The 17,963-nt window shown below is 69.9% G+C and carries 18 protein-coding genes and 1 pseudogene; 11 read left to right on the forward strand and 8 right to left on the reverse strand.

What is annotated here, in order from left to right; all coding sequences use genetic code 11:
- Positions 1 to 218 precede the first annotated feature (218 nt).
- Positions 219 to 347: pseudogene (locus C1I99_RS17580) on the forward strand (leucine zipper domain-containing protein); the annotation flags it as partial.
- Here C1I99_RS17580 and C1I99_RS17585 read toward each other — a convergent pair.
- Positions 306 to 1,298 (reverse strand): LysR family transcriptional regulator, encoded by a 993-nt coding sequence (locus tag C1I99_RS17585; protein ID WP_111135307.1) that lies wholly within the window; start codon positions 1,296 to 1,298, stop codon positions 306 to 308. The pseudogene C1I99_RS17580 and the gene C1I99_RS17585 overlap by 42 nt on opposite strands.
- 65 nt (positions 1,299 to 1,363) lie before the next feature.
- Here C1I99_RS17585 and C1I99_RS17590 point away from each other — a divergent pair, with 65 nt between their 5' ends.
- On the forward strand, positions 1,364 to 1,825 hold the full coding sequence (locus C1I99_RS17590) for a PhzF family phenazine biosynthesis protein (protein ID WP_111135308.1): 462 nt from the start codon (positions 1,364 to 1,366) through the stop codon (positions 1,823 to 1,825).
- Between the two features lie 477 nt (positions 1,826 to 2,302).
- Here C1I99_RS17590 and C1I99_RS17600 read toward each other — a convergent pair whose 3' ends face one another.
- Entirely contained in the window at positions 2,303 to 2,563 is a 261-nt protein-coding gene (locus C1I99_RS17600) for a YciI family protein (RefSeq protein ID WP_111135322.1), read from the reverse strand.
- 42 nt (positions 2,564 to 2,605) lie between these two features.
- Between C1I99_RS17600 and C1I99_RS17605 the strand changes: the two genes are divergently transcribed.
- Positions 2,606 to 3,259: a Crp/Fnr family transcriptional regulator gene (locus C1I99_RS17605; protein ID WP_146603981.1), complete on the forward strand. Its 654-nt coding sequence runs from the start codon at positions 2,606 to 2,608 to the stop codon at positions 3,257 to 3,259.
- 136 nt (positions 3,260 to 3,395) lie between these two features.
- On the opposite strand, the gene C1I99_RS17610 is transcribed toward C1I99_RS17605, so the two are convergent.
- On the reverse strand, positions 3,396 to 3,602 hold the full coding sequence (locus C1I99_RS17610) for a helix-turn-helix domain-containing protein (RefSeq protein WP_091094605.1): 207 nt from the start codon (positions 3,600 to 3,602) through the stop codon (positions 3,396 to 3,398).
- A complete protein-coding gene (locus tag C1I99_RS17615; RefSeq protein ID WP_111135310.1) occupies positions 3,602 to 4,081 on the reverse strand; it encodes a DUF2975 domain-containing protein in 480 nt (159 codons plus the stop codon). The genes C1I99_RS17610 and C1I99_RS17615 overlap by 1 nt, the downstream gene beginning before the upstream one ends.
- Positions 4,082 to 4,267: 186 nt before the next feature.
- Here C1I99_RS17615 and C1I99_RS17620 point away from each other — a divergent pair, with 186 nt between their 5' ends.
- Complete coding sequence (locus tag C1I99_RS17620; RefSeq protein ID WP_111135323.1) at positions 4,268 to 5,608, forward strand: glycoside hydrolase family 18 protein; 1,341 nt, start codon at positions 4,268 to 4,270, stop codon at positions 5,606 to 5,608.
- 176 nt (positions 5,609 to 5,784) lie between these two features.
- Here the strand turns inward: C1I99_RS17620 and C1I99_RS17625 are convergent, their stop codons facing one another.
- Both C1I99_RS17625 and C1I99_RS17630 read right to left on the reverse strand, forming a co-directional pair.
- Positions 5,785 to 7,455 carry a glycoside hydrolase family 10-like protein gene (locus tag C1I99_RS17625; RefSeq protein ID WP_111135311.1) on the reverse strand — a complete coding sequence of 557 codons (1,671 nt, stop codon included), beginning with the start codon at positions 7,453 to 7,455 and terminating at the stop codon, positions 5,785 to 5,787.
- 170 nt (positions 7,456 to 7,625) lie between these two features.
- Positions 7,626 to 8,387 (reverse strand): NADPH-dependent F420 reductase, encoded by a 762-nt coding sequence (locus C1I99_RS17630; protein ID WP_438941422.1) that lies wholly within the window; start codon positions 8,385 to 8,387, stop codon positions 7,626 to 7,628.
- On the opposite strand from C1I99_RS17630, the gene C1I99_RS17635 reads away from it, so the two are divergent.
- Positions 8,386 to 8,796, forward strand: coding sequence for a winged helix-turn-helix transcriptional regulator (locus C1I99_RS17635; protein WP_111135313.1), 411 nt, complete (start codon positions 8,386 to 8,388; stop codon positions 8,794 to 8,796). The genes C1I99_RS17630 and C1I99_RS17635 overlap by 2 nt on opposite strands.
- A 251-nt stretch (positions 8,797 to 9,047) precedes the next feature.
- Here C1I99_RS17635 and C1I99_RS17640 read toward each other — a convergent pair whose 3' ends face one another.
- On the reverse strand, positions 9,048 to 9,989 hold the full coding sequence (locus C1I99_RS17640; protein ID WP_111135314.1) for an RNA polymerase sigma-70 factor: 942 nt from the start codon (positions 9,987 to 9,989) through the stop codon (positions 9,048 to 9,050).
- 269 nt (positions 9,990 to 10,258) lie between these two features.
- On the opposite strand from C1I99_RS17640, the gene C1I99_RS17645 reads away from it, so the two are divergent.
- Positions 10,259 to 10,744, forward strand: a complete 486-nt coding sequence (locus C1I99_RS17645) for a carboxymuconolactone decarboxylase family protein (RefSeq protein ID WP_111135315.1) — start codon at positions 10,259 to 10,261, stop codon at positions 10,742 to 10,744.
- Between the two features lie 293 nt (positions 10,745 to 11,037).
- Here the strand turns inward: C1I99_RS17645 and C1I99_RS17650 are convergent, their stop codons facing one another.
- A complete protein-coding gene (locus C1I99_RS17650) occupies positions 11,038 to 12,414 on the reverse strand; it encodes an NAD(P)/FAD-dependent oxidoreductase (protein ID WP_111135316.1) in 1,377 nt (458 codons plus the stop codon).
- A 441-nt stretch (positions 12,415 to 12,855) separates the two neighbouring features.
- Here C1I99_RS17650 and C1I99_RS17655 point away from each other — a divergent pair, with 441 nt between their 5' ends.
- From C1I99_RS17655 to C1I99_RS17675, 5 genes are all read left to right on the forward strand, one after another.
- A complete protein-coding gene (locus C1I99_RS17655; RefSeq protein ID WP_111135317.1) occupies positions 12,856 to 14,391 on the forward strand; it encodes an ABC transporter substrate-binding protein in 1,536 nt (511 codons plus the stop codon).
- A gap of 18 nt (positions 14,392 to 14,409) precedes the next feature.
- The gene (locus C1I99_RS17660; protein WP_111135318.1) at positions 14,410 to 15,354 is read left to right on the forward strand and encodes an ABC transporter permease; all 945 of its coding nucleotides are present in this window, start codon (positions 14,410 to 14,412) and stop codon (positions 15,352 to 15,354) included.
- Positions 15,351 to 16,226 (forward strand): ABC transporter permease, encoded by an 876-nt coding sequence (locus tag C1I99_RS17665; protein WP_111135319.1) that lies wholly within the window; start codon positions 15,351 to 15,353, stop codon positions 16,224 to 16,226. The genes C1I99_RS17660 and C1I99_RS17665 overlap by 4 nt, the downstream gene beginning before the upstream one ends.
- The gene (locus tag C1I99_RS17670; protein ID WP_111135320.1) at positions 16,223 to 17,212 is read left to right on the forward strand and encodes an ABC transporter ATP-binding protein; all 990 of its coding nucleotides are present in this window, start codon (positions 16,223 to 16,225) and stop codon (positions 17,210 to 17,212) included. The genes C1I99_RS17665 and C1I99_RS17670 overlap by 4 nt, the downstream gene beginning before the upstream one ends.
- A partial coding sequence (locus C1I99_RS17675; protein WP_111135321.1) for an ATP-binding cassette domain-containing protein occupies positions 17,209 to 17,963 on the forward strand: 755 nt, incomplete at its 3' end. The genes C1I99_RS17670 and C1I99_RS17675, both read left to right, overlap by 4 nt.

Raw genomic sequence — 17,963 nt, forward strand, 5'->3', positions numbered from 1 at the left:
CCTCAACACCGCCCGCCCGACATCCGCCTTCCTCTCCACAGACCTGTCCATGTGACAGGCCGCCCTGGAGCCACCCAAGACCTGAGTGTGCTAGCTGTAGTGACCATGAGCGTTGTTGACGGCGTGGCGGCTTGATACGAGATGAGACCTCCGGCGAGGTGTGAGGTGCTGACGCCCACGTCCCGAACCGGAGGTCTCATGGCCCACCGTACGCCCGGCTGACCGTGCACGGCCGGCGGCTGCTCATCACGCGTGTCGTTGGCGAGAGTCGTCCCGTCGCGCACGTCGTGAAGGAACTCGGCTGCTCACGGGCGATCGGCTACAAATGGCTGGCCCGCTGGCGGGCCGCTGCGGCCCGCCGACGCGGGGTCTGGACACCCAGGCGATCCTGGTGCGAACACGGCGGTCGACCGCGACGAGAAGTAGCACCGAAGCGCGTCGATGACGGCCTGGACCGCTGGCGACGTCGAGCGTCCGCGGTGGCGGACCAGCTGGACCGTCGCGTCCGGGATTCGCGGTCCGGCAACGACCGCGAGGCTCCCGTCGCGCAGCACGCTGTCCACGTTGGCAAGTGGCAGGACGCTGAGGCCAAGGCCGGCCGCCACGCACGAGCGAGCGGCTTCGATGCTGCCGAACCTCGTCAAACGCGGCCGCGCACCCGGCACAGCCAGCAGTTCCCGGGCGACCCGGTCACTGTAGGAACAGCCCTCCTCGTGCAGGAGGAAGCTCTCCCGGGCGAGGTCCTCCCACGTGACGGGCTGGCCGGAGGTTGCCAGCGGATGGCCGACGGAGCTGACGAGGACAAGCGGCTCGCGCCCGACGGGGCTCGCGGTCATGTCGGCAACCTCGACCGTGTCCTCCAGCAGCAGGGCAACGTCCAAGCGTCCCGCCCGCAGTCCCTCAAGGGCCGGACCGGTACCTGCCGGGAAAAGGTGCATGTCGATGCTCTTGTGGGTTTCACGCAGCGCGCCCACAACATGAGGCAGGCGCGACGCGCAGAGCGACTCGGCGGCACCGACCACGACGATGCCGGCCGGGTCGGTATCGCCGGCAGCCGCTGCGCGCAGTCGCGACTCCGCCTCGAGCACATCTGCCGCCTGCGCCAGCAGGCGCCGCCCAGCAGCGGTGACCTGGGCACCACGCGCCATCCGGTCGAACAGGCGGGTTCCCAGCTCCCTCTCCAGCGACTTGATCTGCACGGTGACGGTGGACTGCGACAGCTTCAACACACCTGCGGCGGCGGTGAAGCTCTCTGTCCTGGCGACGGCGAGGAAGGTCCGGAGCAAACGGGTGTCCACGTACAAACACTAGACCAGCCATCGGGAAGCCCGATCGCTGGTATGATGATCTATCGTTTGTCTCAATGACAAAGAGCTGGCAACGTGGACGGCCACTGGGCTGGAAACCGGCTGATCTCGACCCGGCGCTGCCGCCACACGTCGCCTTCGCCGGCAACCAGCACCTGGTGCTGGCAGCCGGGAGCCGCAGCCGGTTGGCGGACCTCGCGTACGACTTCGATGCCCTTGCCGCAGTGATGCACCAGTACGGTTACACGACCCTGCACCTGGTGTGGCGGCAGAGCCAAACCAGCTTCCACGCCCGCGACCCGTTCCCGATCGGCGGCGTCGTCGAAGACCCGGCTACCGGCGCGGCCGCAGCCGCGTTCGGCGGCTACCTTCGGGAACTCGGCCTGGTGCCGAAGGCCACCAGTATCGTCATCCACCAGGGCGAGGACATGGGCCGCCCCAGTGAGCTGAGGGTAGGAATCGACCCCGCAGACCCACGCGTACGCGTGACAGGTCACGCCGTGCGCATCGTCGCGTGACGCCCTCGCATTGTGGAAGACGCACATCGGCCTGTCGGGGCCTGACCATGCCGGCATCACCCACGTGGGAGAGGCCGCCCGGCGTAGTGGGCGGGCACCCGGATGGCCGCAAGTCGCTTGCTGCGCACGGTGGGCTCCGGGAGGGTGGTGTCCATGACGTTCTGACGGACAGCACCCCATTGCTTCGAGCCCCCGGCGCCCCTGGTCCAGATCTCCGGGGCCGGCGTCGAGGCGTTCGCGGCCTCGTGGACCAGAACCCTGTGCCGGCAGGCCCCCAGCCCCTACCGGGTCAACACACCGGCCGAAAGAAACTGGTGCTGCCACCACCACCCGGTGGCACATCCCCGACAAGCTCGTCCGCGGCAACCCCACCCGCATCGAACGTCCCGGACATCGGGGATAGCGCCTGCCACCAGCTTGGTTGAGGAGTTCGGCCGGCCCATGCCGGTCGCTGGCAAGCCGGCAACGCGCGCCTGATCATGAGAGGAACGGGTGCCACTCCCGTCTCGCCGTCACCTGGACGCCGGGCGTGGTGAAGTAGGGGTCGGCGGCGAGCAGCCGCTCCAGCGCCGCCTCGTCGTGCACGTCGAATACGATCAGCGCGCCGGAGTCGCCCGCCCAGGGCCCCGCCATGCGAACCACACCCGTGCGGTGCAACCCGGCCAGCCACTCGCGGTGTGCCGGCCGCGCCGCCAGCCGCTCCGGCGCGTCGCTGAAGCTCAACTCCACGATCCACATGCCGGCACCGTACGGCAGCCACCGCCCGGGAGGGAGTATCACTTGATACATGACCTCCTTGGCGAGGTACCGGCGTTCGCGTCCCTGGACACCAGCGCCCTCGCCGAGCTGGCCCGGCATGCCCGGCCCGCGCAGTATCCGGCGGCTGCCGTGGTGCGGCCCGCCGGCGCCGCTCCCGAGGCGGTCCTGCTGTTGCTGACCGGCACCATTGTTGCCGCGTACGCCGGACCCTCCGGTGGCCAGCTCTGGCCGGCGCGTTGGGACGGGCCCGGCATCGTCGACAAGCCGGCGATCCTGGGTGGCCCGGCGCCGTCCGGCGCTCTGCTCGCTCTCACGCCGTGCGCCGGCCTCCTGCTGTCCCAGCACCGCTTCCTGCGCCTGCTTGACGAGCACGAGCCGGTACGCCGCCACGTAACCGGTCGGCTGGCCGTCGACGCGCTAGCGTTGCGTGAGCGCTTGGCGGAGGCGGCGACCTTGCCCGCCGTGGCGCGTGTGGCGCGCTGGATGCTGGCCGCCGGCGCCTGGCATGGCTCCCAGGAAGACCTGGCCCGTGCGCTCGGGCTCAGCCGGGTCACCGTCAATCGGGCGCTCGGCGCGCTGGCGCGGGCGGCCGCGGTGCGGCTCACCTCCAGCGGGGTACGCGTCGCCGACCGGTCCCGCCTGGCGGCCCACGCCTATTGCGAGGGCCAGCGGTGATTCCAGCAGGTCGAAGCGCTGCGGGAACGGACTGGCCGGGACCAGTCGCTGGCGGTAACGGTGCTCCAGCACAGGACAACCTCGATGGCCGACGGCGAGGATGGCGACGAGGTACTTCACGGGTTCTCCCTATGGTTCATTCCTCGACCCACTCGAGCAGGTCACCGGGCTGGCAGTCGAGCACCCGGCACATGGCTTCCAGCGTGCTGAAGCGAACAGCTTTGGCACGGCCGTTCTTCAGCACCGCCACGTTCGCCGGCGTGAGCCCCACCCGCTCGGCGAACTCACCCACACTCATCTTGCGTTTGGCCAGCTCGACGTCGATGCGGACGACGATGGGCATCAGATCACCGCTTCCATGTCGGTCCGCAGCGTGGTGGCTTGCCGCAGCAGTGCACGCATCACCACCATCAGAAGCCCCAGCACAGTGACACCTGCCAACATCAGGAACAGCAGGAGCGGCAGCCCTGGGTCGTCCGCGTTGAAGCCGACGTAGAGAAACCCGGCCAGGAGCACCACCCACGCGGCACCGATGGCCCACACGATCGCGTCCACCCACACCAGCGAGGCCTCACTGAAGATGCGGTCCTTCTTGACCAGGGTGAGCAGCTTCCAGGTGGACACGATCACCACCTGAACACACAGCACCCAGAACACCGTGACGGCAGTCGCCGGCCACCTCAGGTACGCCATGTCCGGCGACTCCTTGGCCATGTGCGCGAACTGTCCGGGCAGCGACATGGTCTGGAACACGACCAAGACCCCGAACAGCAACACGAGGAAGACCCTGAGAGGTGCTACCGCTCGATACTCGGTGAACATGCATCGACTATCACTCGCAACCTATCGATTGTCAATAGGTTTCGCGATCCCCAGCGGGAGCGCCCCCGGCACGCCGGTGCGGGACGAGCGTCCGAAGTCTGCCCTTGACCGCCGGATGCGATCGGCCTAGCTTCATCAATCAGAAAGGTATCTTTACTAATTCTGCCATCCCTCGTGAGAGTGCCGATGCGACCATTCCGTCACCGCCTCACCGCCCTCGTCGCCCTAGCGACCGTGCTGGTCACCGCCGCGCCACCGACCGCCGCGAGCGCGGATGACAGCCCGAGCCGCCGTGCCGGTTACCACCGGGTCGGCTACTTCACCCAGTGGGGCATCTACGGCCGGGCCTTCCCGGTCAAGAAGCTCGACACCTCCGGGGCGGCAAGCCGCCTCACCCACGTCAACTACGCCTTCGGCAACGTCAGCGAGGACGGACGCTGCTATGTGGACGGTGCGCCGGGCGAGGGCGACGCCTGGGCCGACTACCAGCGTCCCGTCCCGGCGGAGGAGAGCGTCGACGGTGTCGCCGACGTCTGGGGCGAACCGCTCAACGGCAACTTCGGCCAACTGGCCAAGCTCAAGGCCAAGCACCCCGGCTTGAAGGTGATGATCTCGTTGGGTGGCTGGAGCTGGTCGACGTACTTCTCGAACGCCGCTCGCACCGACGCCTCCCGCAGAGCGTTCGTCGCCTCTTGCATCGACCTCTACCTCAAGGGAAACCTCCCAGTCCTGGACGGTGGCAGTGGCGGCCCGGGTGCCGCCGCCGGCGTCTTCGACGGCATCGATCTGGACTGGGAGTGGCCGAACTGGCCGGGTGAGCCGGGCAACGTGGTCCGCCCGGAGGACCGGCGGAACTTCACCAAGCTGCTCGCCGAGTTCCGCCGGCAACTCGACGCGTACGGCCGGAAGACCCGCAGGCACTACCCGCTGACCGCCTTCCTGCCGGCCAATCCGGCAACGATGGACGCCGGGTACGAGGGCCGCAGGATCTTCCAGTACCTGGACTTCGCCACGGTGCAGGGGTACGACTTCCACGGCGCCTGGGACGCGGTGACCAACCAGCAGTCGGCGCTGCGCGTGCCGGCGGGAGCGCCGGACACCTCCGACTTCTCCGCCGACGTGGCGATCGACGGCTGGATCGCCCGGGGCGCGCCGCGCGAGAAGCTGGTCCTGGGCATCCCGTACTACGGCCGGGGCTGGACCGGCGTCACCGGGGGCGGGAACGGCCTGTTTCAGCCCGCGGCCGGTCCCGCGCCGGCGACCTTCGAGGCCGGGTACGAGGACTACCGGCGACTCAGGACCCTAGCGGGCAATGGCTTCACCGTTCACCGCGACCTTCGTGCCGGGCACGCCTGGTTGTTCGACGGCACAACGTTCTGGACGTACGACGATCCGGCGGTCGTGCTGCAGAAGGCGCTGTACATCCGGCGGTCCGGTCTGGCCGGAGCAATGGTCTGGTCGCTGGACGGCGACGACGACAAGGCCACGTTGACCAAGACCATCAGCCTCGGGCTTGCGACGCCGTAGCCGTACCTCGCGGCCCCCGTCGCGCTCCTGCCGGCCCACCCACCGGCCCGTCGCCGACCGACTCCTCAGCCGGCGACGGGCCGGTAGGCCGATCGCCGGCGCTGCAACAGCCGGCCCGGGGGTAGGGCGGAAGAGGCGGCGGCCGCGAACCCCCACCCGCCTGGCTCGTGGAGTTGCTACTGCCCGGCGACGGAGATAGGTGCGCCGAGTGAGCCCTCGTTGCCGCTGCGATCTAGCCCGGACACGCAGTAGGAGAGTTGCCGGTCGGCCGGGGCGGTGCGGTCGACCCAGCCGGTACCCCGGGTGGTCCCGACGAGCCGGGCCGCGTCGCCGTCCACACGGTAGACGGCGAAGCTCGTGGCGCCGTCCCCGCGCCAGGTCAGCACCACCCCGCCGGTGTCCTCACGCCACGCGCCGGTGACCGTGGGTGCGGCCGGTGGCGCCGCCGGTAGCTGCGCCATCACTGGCACCAGCGCCGGGCCGGCGTAGTGCGCCCCGCTGTAGCGATTGACCGCCCCGAGCTTGTCGGCGCGCACCTGCCTGGCGCTGAAGTGCACGCTCCCGCTCACCCCGTGCCGCCGGTTGAGGGCGAGCTGACGGTCCAGCTCGGCCGGATCGCGCCAGGCGCCGCGCTCGCCCACCCGGTAGTCGGCCTGGCCGATGTAGAGCTGCACCCGGGTGCCCTTCACCGTGGCCGCCCACCACGGCAGCAGCTTGGCGTAGTCGGCCTTGTCGAACCCGATGTGCCAGTAGAGCTGCGGCACGACGTAGTCGAGCCACTGCTCTCGCACCCAGAGTCGGGTGTCGGCGTAGATGTCGTCGTAGCTCTGCAGCCCGGCTGTCGCCGAGCCGGCCGCGTCGGTGCGCTTGTTGCGCCAGATGCCGAACGGGCTGATCCCGAACTTCACCCACGGCTTGATCGCCTTGATTCGCTCGCTCATTTCGCGGACCAGCGTGTTGACGTTGTCCCGGCGCCAGGCGTGCTTGTCCGCGAAACCCCGGCCGTACCGGGCGAACGCCGCACCGTCCGGGAAGTCCTGCCCGGCCTCTGGGTACGGGTAGAAGAAGTCGTCGAAGTGCACCCCGTCGACGTCGTACCGCTGGACCGCCTCCAGCATCGAGTCCTCCACGAACTTGCGCGCCTCGGGGATGCCTGGGTTGAAGTAGAGGCGGCTGCCGGGCCGGTCAGCGCTGGGATAGGTCACCAGCCAGTCGCGGTGGCGCCGCAGCGGGTGTGTCGGCGCGAGCTGGTCCAGCCTGGGGCCGGGCCCGCCCACCGTGGCCGGCTGCCCGCCGCGGTACGGGTTGAACCAGGCGTGGAACTCCAGGTTGCGGGCGTGCGCCTCCGCGACCATGAACTCCATCGGGTCCCAGCCCGGATCACGGCCGTCGCGGCGCCCGGTCAGCCACTCCGACCACGGCGCATACCTGGACGGCCAGAGCGCGTCCCCGCTCGGCCGCACGTGCACGAAGACCGCGTTGTGGTTGCGCCGCACGGCCAAGTCCAGCCAGCCCCGGAACTCCGCCCGCACCGTCTCGGCCGGCAGTCCGCGCCGGCTCGGCCAGTCGATATTGTTCACCGTCGTGATCCACATGCCGCGCAACTCGCGGGGCGCCCGGGCCGCCCGGCCGGCGCAGATGGAGGTACCGCCGGCCGGGCCGGCGCCGGGCCCCGGGCCGAAGGCGGCCACCTCACCCGGCTCCGGTGCACCGCCGTCGCCACCAACCCGATCCCCCAGCGCCCAGGCGCCGACCGCGATCGACACGGCGAGCGCGGCGACCACCGCGACCAAGGCCGGGGTACGACGGCGGCGGGCGGGCGGAGCGGACAGCGCGGCGGCGGGCATGGCCCCAGTCTGCCCAGTGCCGCCCGCCGAGTGAACCAGGCAGCCCGTTACTTAACGGTCAGATAAGGCCGGCCGCGGAAACAGCCTGATCGACAGGTCACTGTCCACATCGTTGCTGCACTGCCGCACGGCATGGGCCAACGGCAACGGACCGGCCATACGTGACAGGTTCAGGGATGCGACACCTCCGCCTGAGACGGGAACGCGGCGCGCGGCTGCCCGCCGGCCCACCACAGCCCGATCGCAAGCGCCGCTGTCGCCTCGAGGTACGCCGCCCGCGCCAGCCCGCCGCACGGCGCCGGCGTGCAGCCGATCGAGCTGATCAGGGTCTCCGTCGCCGCGGCTGCTGCGGGGTGGTCGGCGCAATAGGGCACTGCCAACGGTACGTTCTCGAAGGTCGGCGGACGCAGGGTCCAGACGCTGGTGTGGCAGAGGTTGAACGCCTTGACCACGTGCGCGTCGGGCGCGGCGGCTGCCAGTTGCCGGGCTACAGACGTGGCACCACCAAGGTTGAGCATCAGCCCCTCGTCGGTCGGTACGAGAGAGTTGGTGCAGTCGATGACCGTCCGTCCGGCGAGGCTCCCAGCGAGGAAGCCCACCAGGTGCGGCGCCTCTGCCGCCGGGACCGCCACGAGGATGGCGTCGCCGTGGCGCGCCGCATCCGCGATGCTGCCATGCCCGGCGGCGCTGATGAGTCCGGCGGTCCGCTCCGCCCGTTCCTGACTCCGGCCGCCGATCACCACGTCGTGCCCGGCCGTGGTCCATGCACCGCCGAGCGCCGCCGCCATACCGCCCGTCCCGAAAATGCCGATCTTCATCCGTGCTGCTCCGTTCCTCGCGCTGCGGCGGCTCGGTACCGACCACCGTGCAGGACGATAGGTAGGTCGATAGACACCGAACGGTGTGCGATACATCGGGCAGGATGGACCCATGGGTGGGCACGCTGACCAACTCGACGACTACACCTCCGACTGCCGCGCCCGCGTGGCGTTCGAGGTGCTCGCCAACCGCTGGGACAGCGTCGTGGTCTTCACGATCGCCGCGTACGGCCCGACGCGTCCGGCAGTGCTCCTCACCCGGATCGGCGGGGTCAGCCCCAAGGTGCTCAACGACGCGCTGCGCCGCCTGGAGTACAACGGCCTGGTGAAACGCCGGCCGTACCAGGAAGCGCCGCCCCGCGTGGACTACTTGCTGACAGAAGCGGGCAGCGCGCTGCTGGAGCCGATGCGGGCGATGGGCGCCTGGGCCACCAGGTACGCCAATGCGGTTCTTGACGCTCAGGAGCGGTTCGAGGCGCGGGAGACGTCCACTCGGTACCGATCCGCTCGGCGGCGCCAGTGAAGCCGCCCAAGGACCGGCGGGCGAAGCGCTTCACGCCGTAGCGCTGCTGGTGCTCGGCGGCGAACTGGAAGCGGTTCACCAGCGCGTCCCCCGGGGAAGTACCGGGCCGCCTTACGCACGATGTCGCGCTCCTCTTCCAGTTCGCGGATCCGCCGGCGCAGCTCGGCGTTCTCTTCCTCGACCGGCCCGGACGCCTGCGGCCTGACAGGTGGGATGCGGTTCGTGTTGTTCGTTTCCGAGGGGCCCCGGACTCAGCGGCGCAGGGTGGTCTCCCGCTGCATATGCGACAGCTTCTCGGGATTGCGGACGGCGTAGAGCCCGGTGATGAGCCCGTCGTCGATGCGCACCGCCACGACGGTGTCGATCTCGCCGCCCTGCCGGAGTATCAGCGCCGGGTAGCCATTGACCTGTGCCGGCCACAGCGACGCCGTGCCGGCGATCCTGCCCAGCCCGGTGGCCAGCAAGCGGGCCACCTTGTCGGCCCCCACGACGGGCCGCAGGACGGCCTGCTTGACTCCGCCACCGTCACCCAGAAAGACGACATCCGGTGCGAGGATGTCGAGCAGGCTCTGCAGATCGCCCGTTTCGGCCGCCCGCTGGAACGCATCGAGCGCGTATCGAGCCTCGGCCGCAGAAACGATCCCGCGCGGCCGGCGCGCCGCGACGTGTGCCCGTGCCCGGTGCGCGATCTGGCGGACCGCGGCGGGGCTCTTGTCGACGGCTTCGGCGATCTCGTCGTACCCGACATCGAACACCTCGCGCAGCACGAACACGGCCCGCTCGGTCGGCCCGAGTGTCTCCAGCACCAGCAGCATCGCCATCGAGACGCTGTCGGCCAACTCGACGTCCTCGGCCACGTCGGGCGTGGTCAGCAGCGGCTCGGGCAGCCAGGGGCCGACGTAGGACTCCCTGCGGCGGCCGAGCGTACGCAGCCGTGTGAGTGCCTGGCGGGTGGTGATCCGGACCAGGTATGCACGCTGGTCCCGCACCGTGCCGAGATCGACGCCCGCCCACCGCAGCCAGGTCTCCTGCAGCACGTCCTCCGCGTCGGCGGCCGAGCCGAGCATCTCGTAGGCGACCGTGAAGAGGAGGTTGCGGTGGGCGAGGAACGCCTCGGTGGCGGGGTCCGGGTGATCGTCGCGGCTGCTGCCCCTGCCACGATCGTCAGATGCGGTCTGCGACGTGCTGGCCATGGGTGGCTCCTGTTCACTTTCGACTGTGTCACCCACCAGATGCCGGGTGCCGCCGTCGTGTGACACCGAGACGGTAGCCAATCCTTGTTGTCCGGCCGAATTACGTGACGGCGAGGCAGCGTCGTGAGCAGCGGTGCGTCGAAGGTCACCGATGTGGCCACCTGATTGTGGTTCACGTCACGTAGCCGCACTGTCACAGGAATCGGGTCGCCGGCATCTCGTGTTCGTCCAGTGCAGCAGCACGCAACACCACGAGTGAGGACGAGGTCATGGACGCCCGATTCAACCTGTTCGACAACGAGATCGCCGTCAAGTTCGCCAAGCGGTTCGCCAACGCCAGCCTGGTGATCCACCAGTCGCCGCTGCCGAAGTCCACGCAGGAACTGGTGTCGCTGCGCGCCAGCCAGATCAACGGCTGCGGCTGGTGCATCGACATGCACACCAAGGAGGCCGCAGCCGCCGGTGAGACCTCGGTCCGGCTCAACCTGGTCGCCGCCTGGCGCGAGTCGACCGTGTTCACCGAGGCCGAGCGGGCTGCGCTGGCGCTCGCCGAAGAGGGCACCCGGCTCGCCGATGCCCACCACGGCGTTTCCGACGAGACCTGGGCCCAGGTCCGCAAGCACTACGACGACGACCAGATCGCCGCGCTGGTCTCCCTGGTCGCCCTGATCAACGCGGCCAACCGGCTCGCCGTGATCGTGCACCAGCAGGGTGGTTCCTACGAGCCCGGCATGTTCGCCAGCATGTCGAGCTGATCGGCAGGCGAATCCCGGCCCGGCCCAGGATCACTCGATCCGGGCCGGGCCCGCGCATGTTCGGCGCGGCCACGGCGACCTGAATCCTTCGACCTCGCCGGCCGGCTGGAGAAGTACGTCGACCTGCGCGGCAGGTACACGGACTGGGCCTGGCCGATCCGCGCCGTCCTCTCCTGCCGCCCGAACCCGCCGTTGTAGGTCCAGATGTCACCAGCTCGGGGGCGAGGCCGGCGCCCGGCCGGTCGGGTAGTGCGGAGCGAACCCCGGCCAGCGTCCGTGGCCTCGTCGACCGATCAGCGTGCACGCCGGTTCGCGCGCAGGGCGCCGAGTATCACGCCGGGTGTGGCCAGCGACCTCGGGTGCTCACGCATGGAAACGACCTCGTTGAACCGCCGCGCGATCGTCACGTCCGTGATGGTCGCCGTGACGATCTGGTTGCTGAGCCAACTGGAGATCCGGTAGCCGCGCGGGTAGGGCCCGGCGACGTGCGGCAGCGCCAGGTCGGCGGAGGTCGACGTCGACCAGGCGGCGTCGACCACGACCTTCTGCAAGGCGAAGAACCGGCGCGTGGGCACGCCCAGGTCCGGGCGTGATCGCAGGTACATCGACAGGCAGGCCGCGTGCAGGGCCGCCGCCGTAATCCCCTGCCCGTACACCGGGTTGAACGACGCGACGGCGTCACCGACGCTGACGAGCCTGGCCGGAAACCGCTTCAACGCATGGAAATCCCGCCGCCGGCTGTCGGCGTGGCGGTAGGTCTGGACGTCGCCGAGCATCTCGTACCCGGCGACCTCGCCGAACTCCGGTGGGAACTGGTCCCGCAGCCGGCGTACGAAATCTTCGGCGGTGCGCCCTGGGCGGCTGTCCCCGTAACCGGCCATCATGGCCATCCACCGGCCATCCTCGACGGCGAAGAACGCGGCACCCGCCACGTCCGACGACATCCTCGGACTGTGCAGTGCCAGGACGACCGTGAGATCTGGGTTCGTCTCACGGCGTCGGAACAGCGCCGTCGCGTAGTTCAGGTTTACGGTCATCCGCCGCGTGCGGGGCCGGTCCCAGCCGGCATGCTCCAGCCACTCGGACAGTCTGCTCGAACGCCCCGTGGCGTCCACCACGAAGTCACCGCTCTCGACCCCCGGCACCCCACCGATGTCGCAGCGAACGCCGGTGGTCACGGCACCGTCGAACACGAGACCCGTGGCGCGGGCAGTGACCGTCTTGACGTTGGGCAGTCGAAGCACCTGCTGGCGGATCAGTCCTTCCAGAAGAGGCCGGCTGCCCGCCAGGCTGTCGGCGTCGTCGGGTACGACAACCTTCAGGCGGCCGTCGAGGTAGCTCCGCCTGGCCGCGGGTGGAGCCTCGATCGCCCCTTGGGCCAGGGCCTGTTCACGGAATCCCGAGAACAGGTGCTCGAGCTGAAGGAAGTTGCCGGGCAGCAACGCGTGCAGTTGCGTCCCCTGTGGCACGCCGGGCCGCTCGCCACTCACGTGCAGGTCGTCCCGGTCGATGATGACGACACTCTCCGCGTGGTCGGACAACACCCGGGCGGCCAGCAAACCGGCGACGCTGCCGCCGATCACGACGGCCTTGCCCATTACCGGGGACGCTTGCTCGGGTGGTCGCACTGCGTTCAGCGCGGCGAAGACCCGGGCTGGGGAGAGGAACATCGTGCCCTCCAAGGGGTACGAGGTGTGGTGCCTACTCGCGTGCCTGCCGGCGACCGGTGCGCGGGCAGCCCGACGGGACGGCTGGCCGGCATGACGCCCGACGATCGTTGCACAAGCGCCGAGCGTGGCAGCTGGCACCAGCAGACGGTGGCGCAGGCGAGCCGGGGTGTTGCCGGCCGATGGCATCACCACCAGCCACCACCGCCGGCGCGGCTACCCGCCTAACTGCCGGACGCCACCGGCGTCGGCGGGCTCCTGCCGCCAACGGCGACTCAGGGGGTCCGTGTCCGCCGGCGGATGGTTTTGCGGCTAGCGTGGGGCGGGGAGGGAGGCAGGAGTCCTACGAGGCGGGCAATTTGCCATGGTTTGTTGACATTCGACCGCCGGGGCACCAGACTCGCAAAAATCTTTCATCTGCCGGGAAGAATCCAGGGGAGGACCATGTCCAGCACCAGATTCAGGTTGGCCGGCGCCGCACTCGCCCTGATGCTCGGTGCGCTGACCGCGTGCACCGCGGGCGAGAGTGTCGATGTCGACGGGGCCGACAGCTCCGGCTCCGGGGGAATCCTCAACGCCGCCATCGGCGGCGAGCCCGATCAGCTCGACCCGCACAAGACCTCCGCCTACTACAGCTTCCAGGTTCTGGAGAACGTCTACGACACCCTCGTCGAGCCGGACGCGAACCTCGACATGCAACCGTCACTGGCGACCGAGTGGACCACCAGCGACGACCAGCTGGTGTGGACCTTCACCATCCGCGAGGGCGTGACGTTCTCCGACGGTTCGCCGCTGACCTCGGAAGACGTGGTCTACTCCTACAACCGGATCATCAGCGAGAAGCTGAACGCCGCGTACAAGTTCACCACCGTCAAGTCGGTGACCGCGCCCGACCCGACCACGGTCGTCATCACCCTGACCGCACCCACCCCGAACCTGCTCGCCAATCTCGGTGGCTTCAAGGGGGTGGCGATCGTCCAGAAGACCAACGTGGAGTCTGGCGCGGTGACCACCAAGCCGGTCGGCAGCGGCCCGTTCGCCGTGGGCAGCTACACCTCCGGCGACACCATCAAGCTGGTCCGCAACGACAACTACTGGTCCGACAAGCCCAAGCTCGACGGGGTGACCTTCACCTTCGTGAAGGACCCCACGGTGGCCCTGCAGAACCTGCGCGGCGGCGAGGTGCACTGGACCGACAACCTGCCACCCCAGCAGGTCCCGGCCCTGCGGGACGCCGACGGCCTCACCGTACGTTCGGTGCCGTCGAGCGACTACTGGTACCTGGCGCTCAACCAAGCCCGCAAGCCGTACGACGACGTCAAGGTGCGCCGGGCGGTCGCCTTCGCGCTCGACCGGGAGGCGATCACCAAGGCCGCCAAGTTCGGGCTGGCGACCGTCAACCAGACCGCCATCCCGCGCAACAGCGCCTTCTACTACGACTACGCGCCCTTCCAGCGTGATCCGGGCCAGGCGCGGCAGCTGCTCGACCAGGCCGGCGTCAGCGGCCTGACGATGGACCTGATGGTCACCAGCGAGTACCCGGAGACGGTCACCGCGGCGCAGGTCATCGCAGCGCAGCTCAAGGAGGTCGGCATCACCGTCAAGATCCGGACGCTGGACTTCGGGCAGTGGCTGGACGAGCAGGGCAAGGGCAACTTCGACTCGTTCATGCTCGGCTGGCTGGGCAACATCGACCCCGACGAGTTCTACTACGCCCAGCACCACAGCGGCGGGACTTTCAACTTCCACAAATACCGCAACCCCACGGTGGACAGACTGCTCGACCAGGCCCGGACCGAAACCGACCAGGCTGCGCGCAAGCGGCAGTACGACCAGGTGGCCAAGCAGATCGTCGACGACGCCAGCTACATCTACCTCTACAACCCGGACGTGGTGCAGGGCTGGTCCCCGCAGGTCTCCGGCTACGAGGTCCGCACCGACAGGGCGATCCGGTTCCGCGACGTGGCCCTGGCCAAGTGAGCCGGCGGGGGACCTCAGGTGGCCCGCTTCGTCATCCGCCGGCTGCTGCAGTCCGGCGCCGTGCTGCTCGGCGTGACCCTCGTCGTGTTTCTCCTGCTTCAACTGGTCCCGGGTGACCCCGTCCGGGTGGCGCTCGGCACCCGCTTCGATCCGCAGACGTACGAGGCGCTGCGGGCCCGGGCGGGACTGGACCGGCCGCTGGTGGTGCAGTACTTCAGCTACCTCGGCCGGGCGTTGACCGGTGACCTCGGGGTCAGCTTCCGCAGTGGACGGCCGGTCACGTCGATCGTGCTGGAACGGCTGCCGGCGACGCTGTCGCTGGCGGTCACCGCGGTCGTGTTCGCGATGCTGGTCGCCTTCCCGCTGGGAATCCTCTCGGCCATGCGCAGCGGCTCGCTGCTCGACCACGCGGCACGGGTGTTCAGCCAGTTCGGCGTCTCGGTGCCCGATTTCTGGATGGGCATCATGGGCATCCTGCTCTTCGCGGGCGTGCTCGGCTGGCTGCCGCCGTCCGGCTACGTGGCGCTCACCGAGGACCCACTCCGATGGGCCTCCCACGTGGTCCTGCCGGCAGCGACCGTGGGCCTGGTCACCGCCTCGATCCTCACCCGGTTCATCCGCTCCTCGATGCTGGAGGTGCTCTCGGAGGACTACGTCCGCACCGCCGAGGCGAAAGGGCTGCGCACGCGGGTCGTGGTGCTGCGGCACGTCCTGCGCAACGCGCTCATCCCGGTGGTCACCGTCGTGGCGGTGCAACTGGCCAGCCTGCTCGGCGGCGTGATCGTCATCGAGGTGCTGTTCGCCTGGCCCGGCATCGGCCGGCTCACCTACGACGCGGTCCAGGCCCGGGACTACCCCGTGCTGCAGGGCGCGATCCTGCTCGTGGCCGCACTGTTCCTGCTGGTCAACCTCTTGGTGGACATGCTCTACGCCCGCCTCGACCCGCGGATCACGGCGCGATGAGCGGCGAGGGGCAACTGCGCCGGGCGCTGTCGGCGCTGCGCCACGACCCGCTGGCCGTGACCGGCACCGCCGTGCTCACGCTGCTGGTCGTGGTCGGCGTGGCCGGGCCCTGGCTGGCGCCGGCGGGCGTCAACGAGGTGAACGTCGACCGGATGCTCGAGCAGCCCAGCTGGTCCCATCCCTTCGGCACCGACGAACTGGGCCGCGACGTGCTCAGCCGGGTCATGGTCGCCGCCCGCGTCTCGCTGCAGGTCGGCGCGGTAAGCGTCGGGATCGCCCTGCTCGTGGGTGTGGGCCTGGGACTGTTCGCCGGCTACTACCGGGGCTGGCTCGACAACGTGCTCATGCGCTGCATGGACGTGCTGTTCGCCTTCCCGGTCCTGCTGCTCGCCGTGGCAATCGTGGCGGTCCTGGGCCCAGGGCTGCTCACCGCGATGATCGCCATCGGTGTGGTCTACACCCCGATCTTCGCCCGCGTCACCCGGGCCGGTGTGCTCTCCGTGCGCGAACAGGTCTTCGTCCGGGCGGCCGTCTCCATCGGCGCGTCCGACCTGCGCATCATGCGCCGGCACGTGCTGCCCAACATCGCGGCCCCGCTGATCGTGCAGACGTCCCTGTCGTTGGCCTTCGCGATCCTGTCCGAGGCGGCGCTGTCCTTCCTCGGCCTCGGCGTCCAACCGCCCGCACCGGCCTGGGGCCGCATGCTGTACGACGGACGTGGCTTCGTCACCGAGGCGTGGTGGCTGGGGGTGTTCCCCGGCGCCGCGATCTTCCTCACCGTCCTCGCCTTCAACCTGGTCGGAGACGCCCTGCGCGACGTGCTCGACCCCCGCCAGCTCACCGTCAGCGAAGCGAGGAGGAGCGCCGGATGAGCGATGTGCCCGTACTGGCCATCGAGGATCTCACCGTGACCATCGGCACCCGCCGGGGACCGGCGCGGGCCGTCGCCGGCGTCGAGTGGTCCGTCCGGGCGGGGCAGACGCTCGCGCTGGTAGGCGAGTCGGGCAGCGGCAAGAGCATGAGCATGCTCGCCGCCACCGGTCTCGCGCCCCGCTCCGCCCGGGTAACCGGCCGCGTGCACCTGCTCGGCACGGAGCTCACCGGGCTACCCGACGACCAGCGTCGGCGGATGCGCGGACGGCACGTCGGTTTCGTCTTCCAAGACCCGATGATCTCGCTCAACCCGGTACTGACCGTGGGCCGGCAAGTCACCGAGGCCGCCGAGGAGCACCTCGGCCTGACCAGGCGCGCCGCCCGGACCCGCGCCGTCGAACTGCTCGACCTCGTCGGCATCCCGTCCGCCGCCACCCGGGTGGACTCCTACCCCCACCAGTTCTCCGGCGGCATGCGCCAACGGGTGGTGATCGCCATGGCGCTGGCCTGCGAACCGGACCTGCTGATCGCCGACGAGCCGACGACCGCCCTCGACGTCACCACCCAGGCCCAGATCGTCGAGCTGGTCGCCGACCTGCAACGACGCCTGGGAACAGCGGTCGTCTGGATCACCCACGACCTCGGTGTCGTCGCCGGCATCGCCGACACGGTGGCCGTCATGTACGCCGGCCGCATTCTCGAACAGGGATCGGTCGACGCCGTCTTCGCCAACCCTTCGCACCCGTACACGGCCGCTCTGCTCGCCGCGCGACCCGACCCGGCCGCCGGCGGCGGCGAGCTGGTCACCATCCAGGGCTCGCCCCCCAGCCCGTTGGATCTTCCCGCCGGATGCGCCTTCTGGCCCCGCTGCCCGGTGCGCGGCGACGCCCGGTGCGAGCACGAACTGCCGCCGCTGGTTCCGGTGTCCGCCGACCACCGTGTTCGTACCTTCTATCCCCACCCGGCCGACGGGGAGAGCCGATGAGCACGCAACGCGAACCGGCCGAGGTCGTGGCCGAGCTCGACGGCCTGACAGTGTGGTTCCCGACGACGGCCGGCGTGGTCCGCGCCGTGGACGGGGTGTCGTTGCAGGTACGCCGCGGCGAGACACTGGGACTGGTCGGCGAGTCCGGCAGCGGCAAGTCCACCACCGGACTGGCGCTGCTGCGGCTGGTCGACCCCACCTCCGGGCACGTGCGGGTGGCCGGGCAGGACGTGACCCGCTGGTCCCGACGGCGGCTACGCGCGCTGCGCCGCCGCGTCGCCATGGTGTTCCAGGACCCGCAGGCGTCCCTCGACCCGCGGCTCACCGTCGGGGCGAGCATCGCCGAGCCACTGATCGTGCACCGCCTCACCGACGGGGGTGCCGCACGCCGCCACCGAATCGAGGAACTGCTCGACATGGTCGGCCTGCGCCGCGACCTGGCCGACCGGCACCCGCACGAGCTCTCCGGCGGCCAGCGTCAGCGAGTGGGCATCGCCCGCGCCCTGGCCGGCGAGCCGGACCTGATCGTCCTCGACGAACCGATCGCCTCACTCGACCTGAGCGTGCAGGCACAGATCATGAACCTGCTCCGCAGCCTCCAGCGGCAACTGGGACTGACCTACCTGTTCATCGCCCACGATCTCGCCGCCGTCGAGTACATGAGCGACCGGATGGCCGTGATGTACCTGGGCCGGATCGTGGAGAGCGGTACCCCGGCGCAGATCTGGCAGGAACCCGCCCACCCGTACAC

The sequence above is a fragment of the Micromonospora deserti genome (assembly GCF_003236335.1).
GTDB lineage: Bacteria > Actinomycetota > Actinomycetes > Mycobacteriales > Micromonosporaceae > Micromonospora > Micromonospora deserti.

What these genes read in the sequence shown, in the direction of transcription:
- C1I99_RS17610 (WP_091094605.1), bottom strand. Translation starts at nt 3,602, where the DNA reads ATGCCCATCGTCGTCCGCATCGACGTCGAGCTGGCCAAACGCAAGATG.
- C1I99_RS17670 (WP_111135320.1), top strand. Translation starts at nt 16,223, where the DNA reads ATGAGCGATGTGCCCGTACTGGCCATCGAGGATCTCACCGTGACCATC.
- C1I99_RS17590 (WP_111135308.1), top strand. Translation starts at nt 1,364, where the DNA reads ATGACAAAGAGCTGGCAACGTGGACGGCCACTGGGCTGGAAACCGGCT.
- C1I99_RS17635 (WP_111135313.1), top strand. Translation starts at nt 8,386, where the DNA reads ATGGGTGGGCACGCTGACCAACTCGACGACTACACCTCCGACTGCCGC.
- C1I99_RS17630 (WP_438941422.1), bottom strand. Translation starts at nt 8,387, where the DNA reads ATGGGTCCATCCTGCCCGATGTATCGCACACCGTTCGGTGTCTATCGA.
- C1I99_RS17665 (WP_111135319.1), top strand. Translation starts at nt 15,351, where the DNA reads ATGAGCGGCGAGGGGCAACTGCGCCGGGCGCTGTCGGCGCTGCGCCAC.
- C1I99_RS17655 (WP_111135317.1), top strand. Translation starts at nt 12,856, where the DNA reads ATGTCCAGCACCAGATTCAGGTTGGCCGGCGCCGCACTCGCCCTGATG.
- C1I99_RS17625 (WP_111135311.1), bottom strand. Translation starts at nt 7,455, where the DNA reads ATGCCCGCCGCCGCGCTGTCCGCTCCGCCCGCCCGCCGCCGTCGTACC.
- C1I99_RS17650 (WP_111135316.1), bottom strand. Translation starts at nt 12,414, where the DNA reads ATGTTCCTCTCCCCAGCCCGGGTCTTCGCCGCGCTGAACGCAGTGCGA.
- C1I99_RS17645 (WP_111135315.1), top strand. Translation starts at nt 10,259, where the DNA reads ATGGACGCCCGATTCAACCTGTTCGACAACGAGATCGCCGTCAAGTTC.
- C1I99_RS17620 (WP_111135323.1), top strand. Translation starts at nt 4,268, where the DNA reads ATGCGACCATTCCGTCACCGCCTCACCGCCCTCGTCGCCCTAGCGACC.
- C1I99_RS17615 (WP_111135310.1), bottom strand. Translation starts at nt 4,081, where the DNA reads ATGTTCACCGAGTATCGAGCGGTAGCACCTCTCAGGGTCTTCCTCGTG.
- C1I99_RS17600 (WP_111135322.1), bottom strand. Translation starts at nt 2,563, where the DNA reads ATGTGGATCGTGGAGTTGAGCTTCAGCGACGCGCCGGAGCGGCTGGCG.
- C1I99_RS17640 (WP_111135314.1), bottom strand. Translation starts at nt 9,989, where the DNA reads ATGGCCAGCACGTCGCAGACCGCATCTGACGATCGTGGCAGGGGCAGC.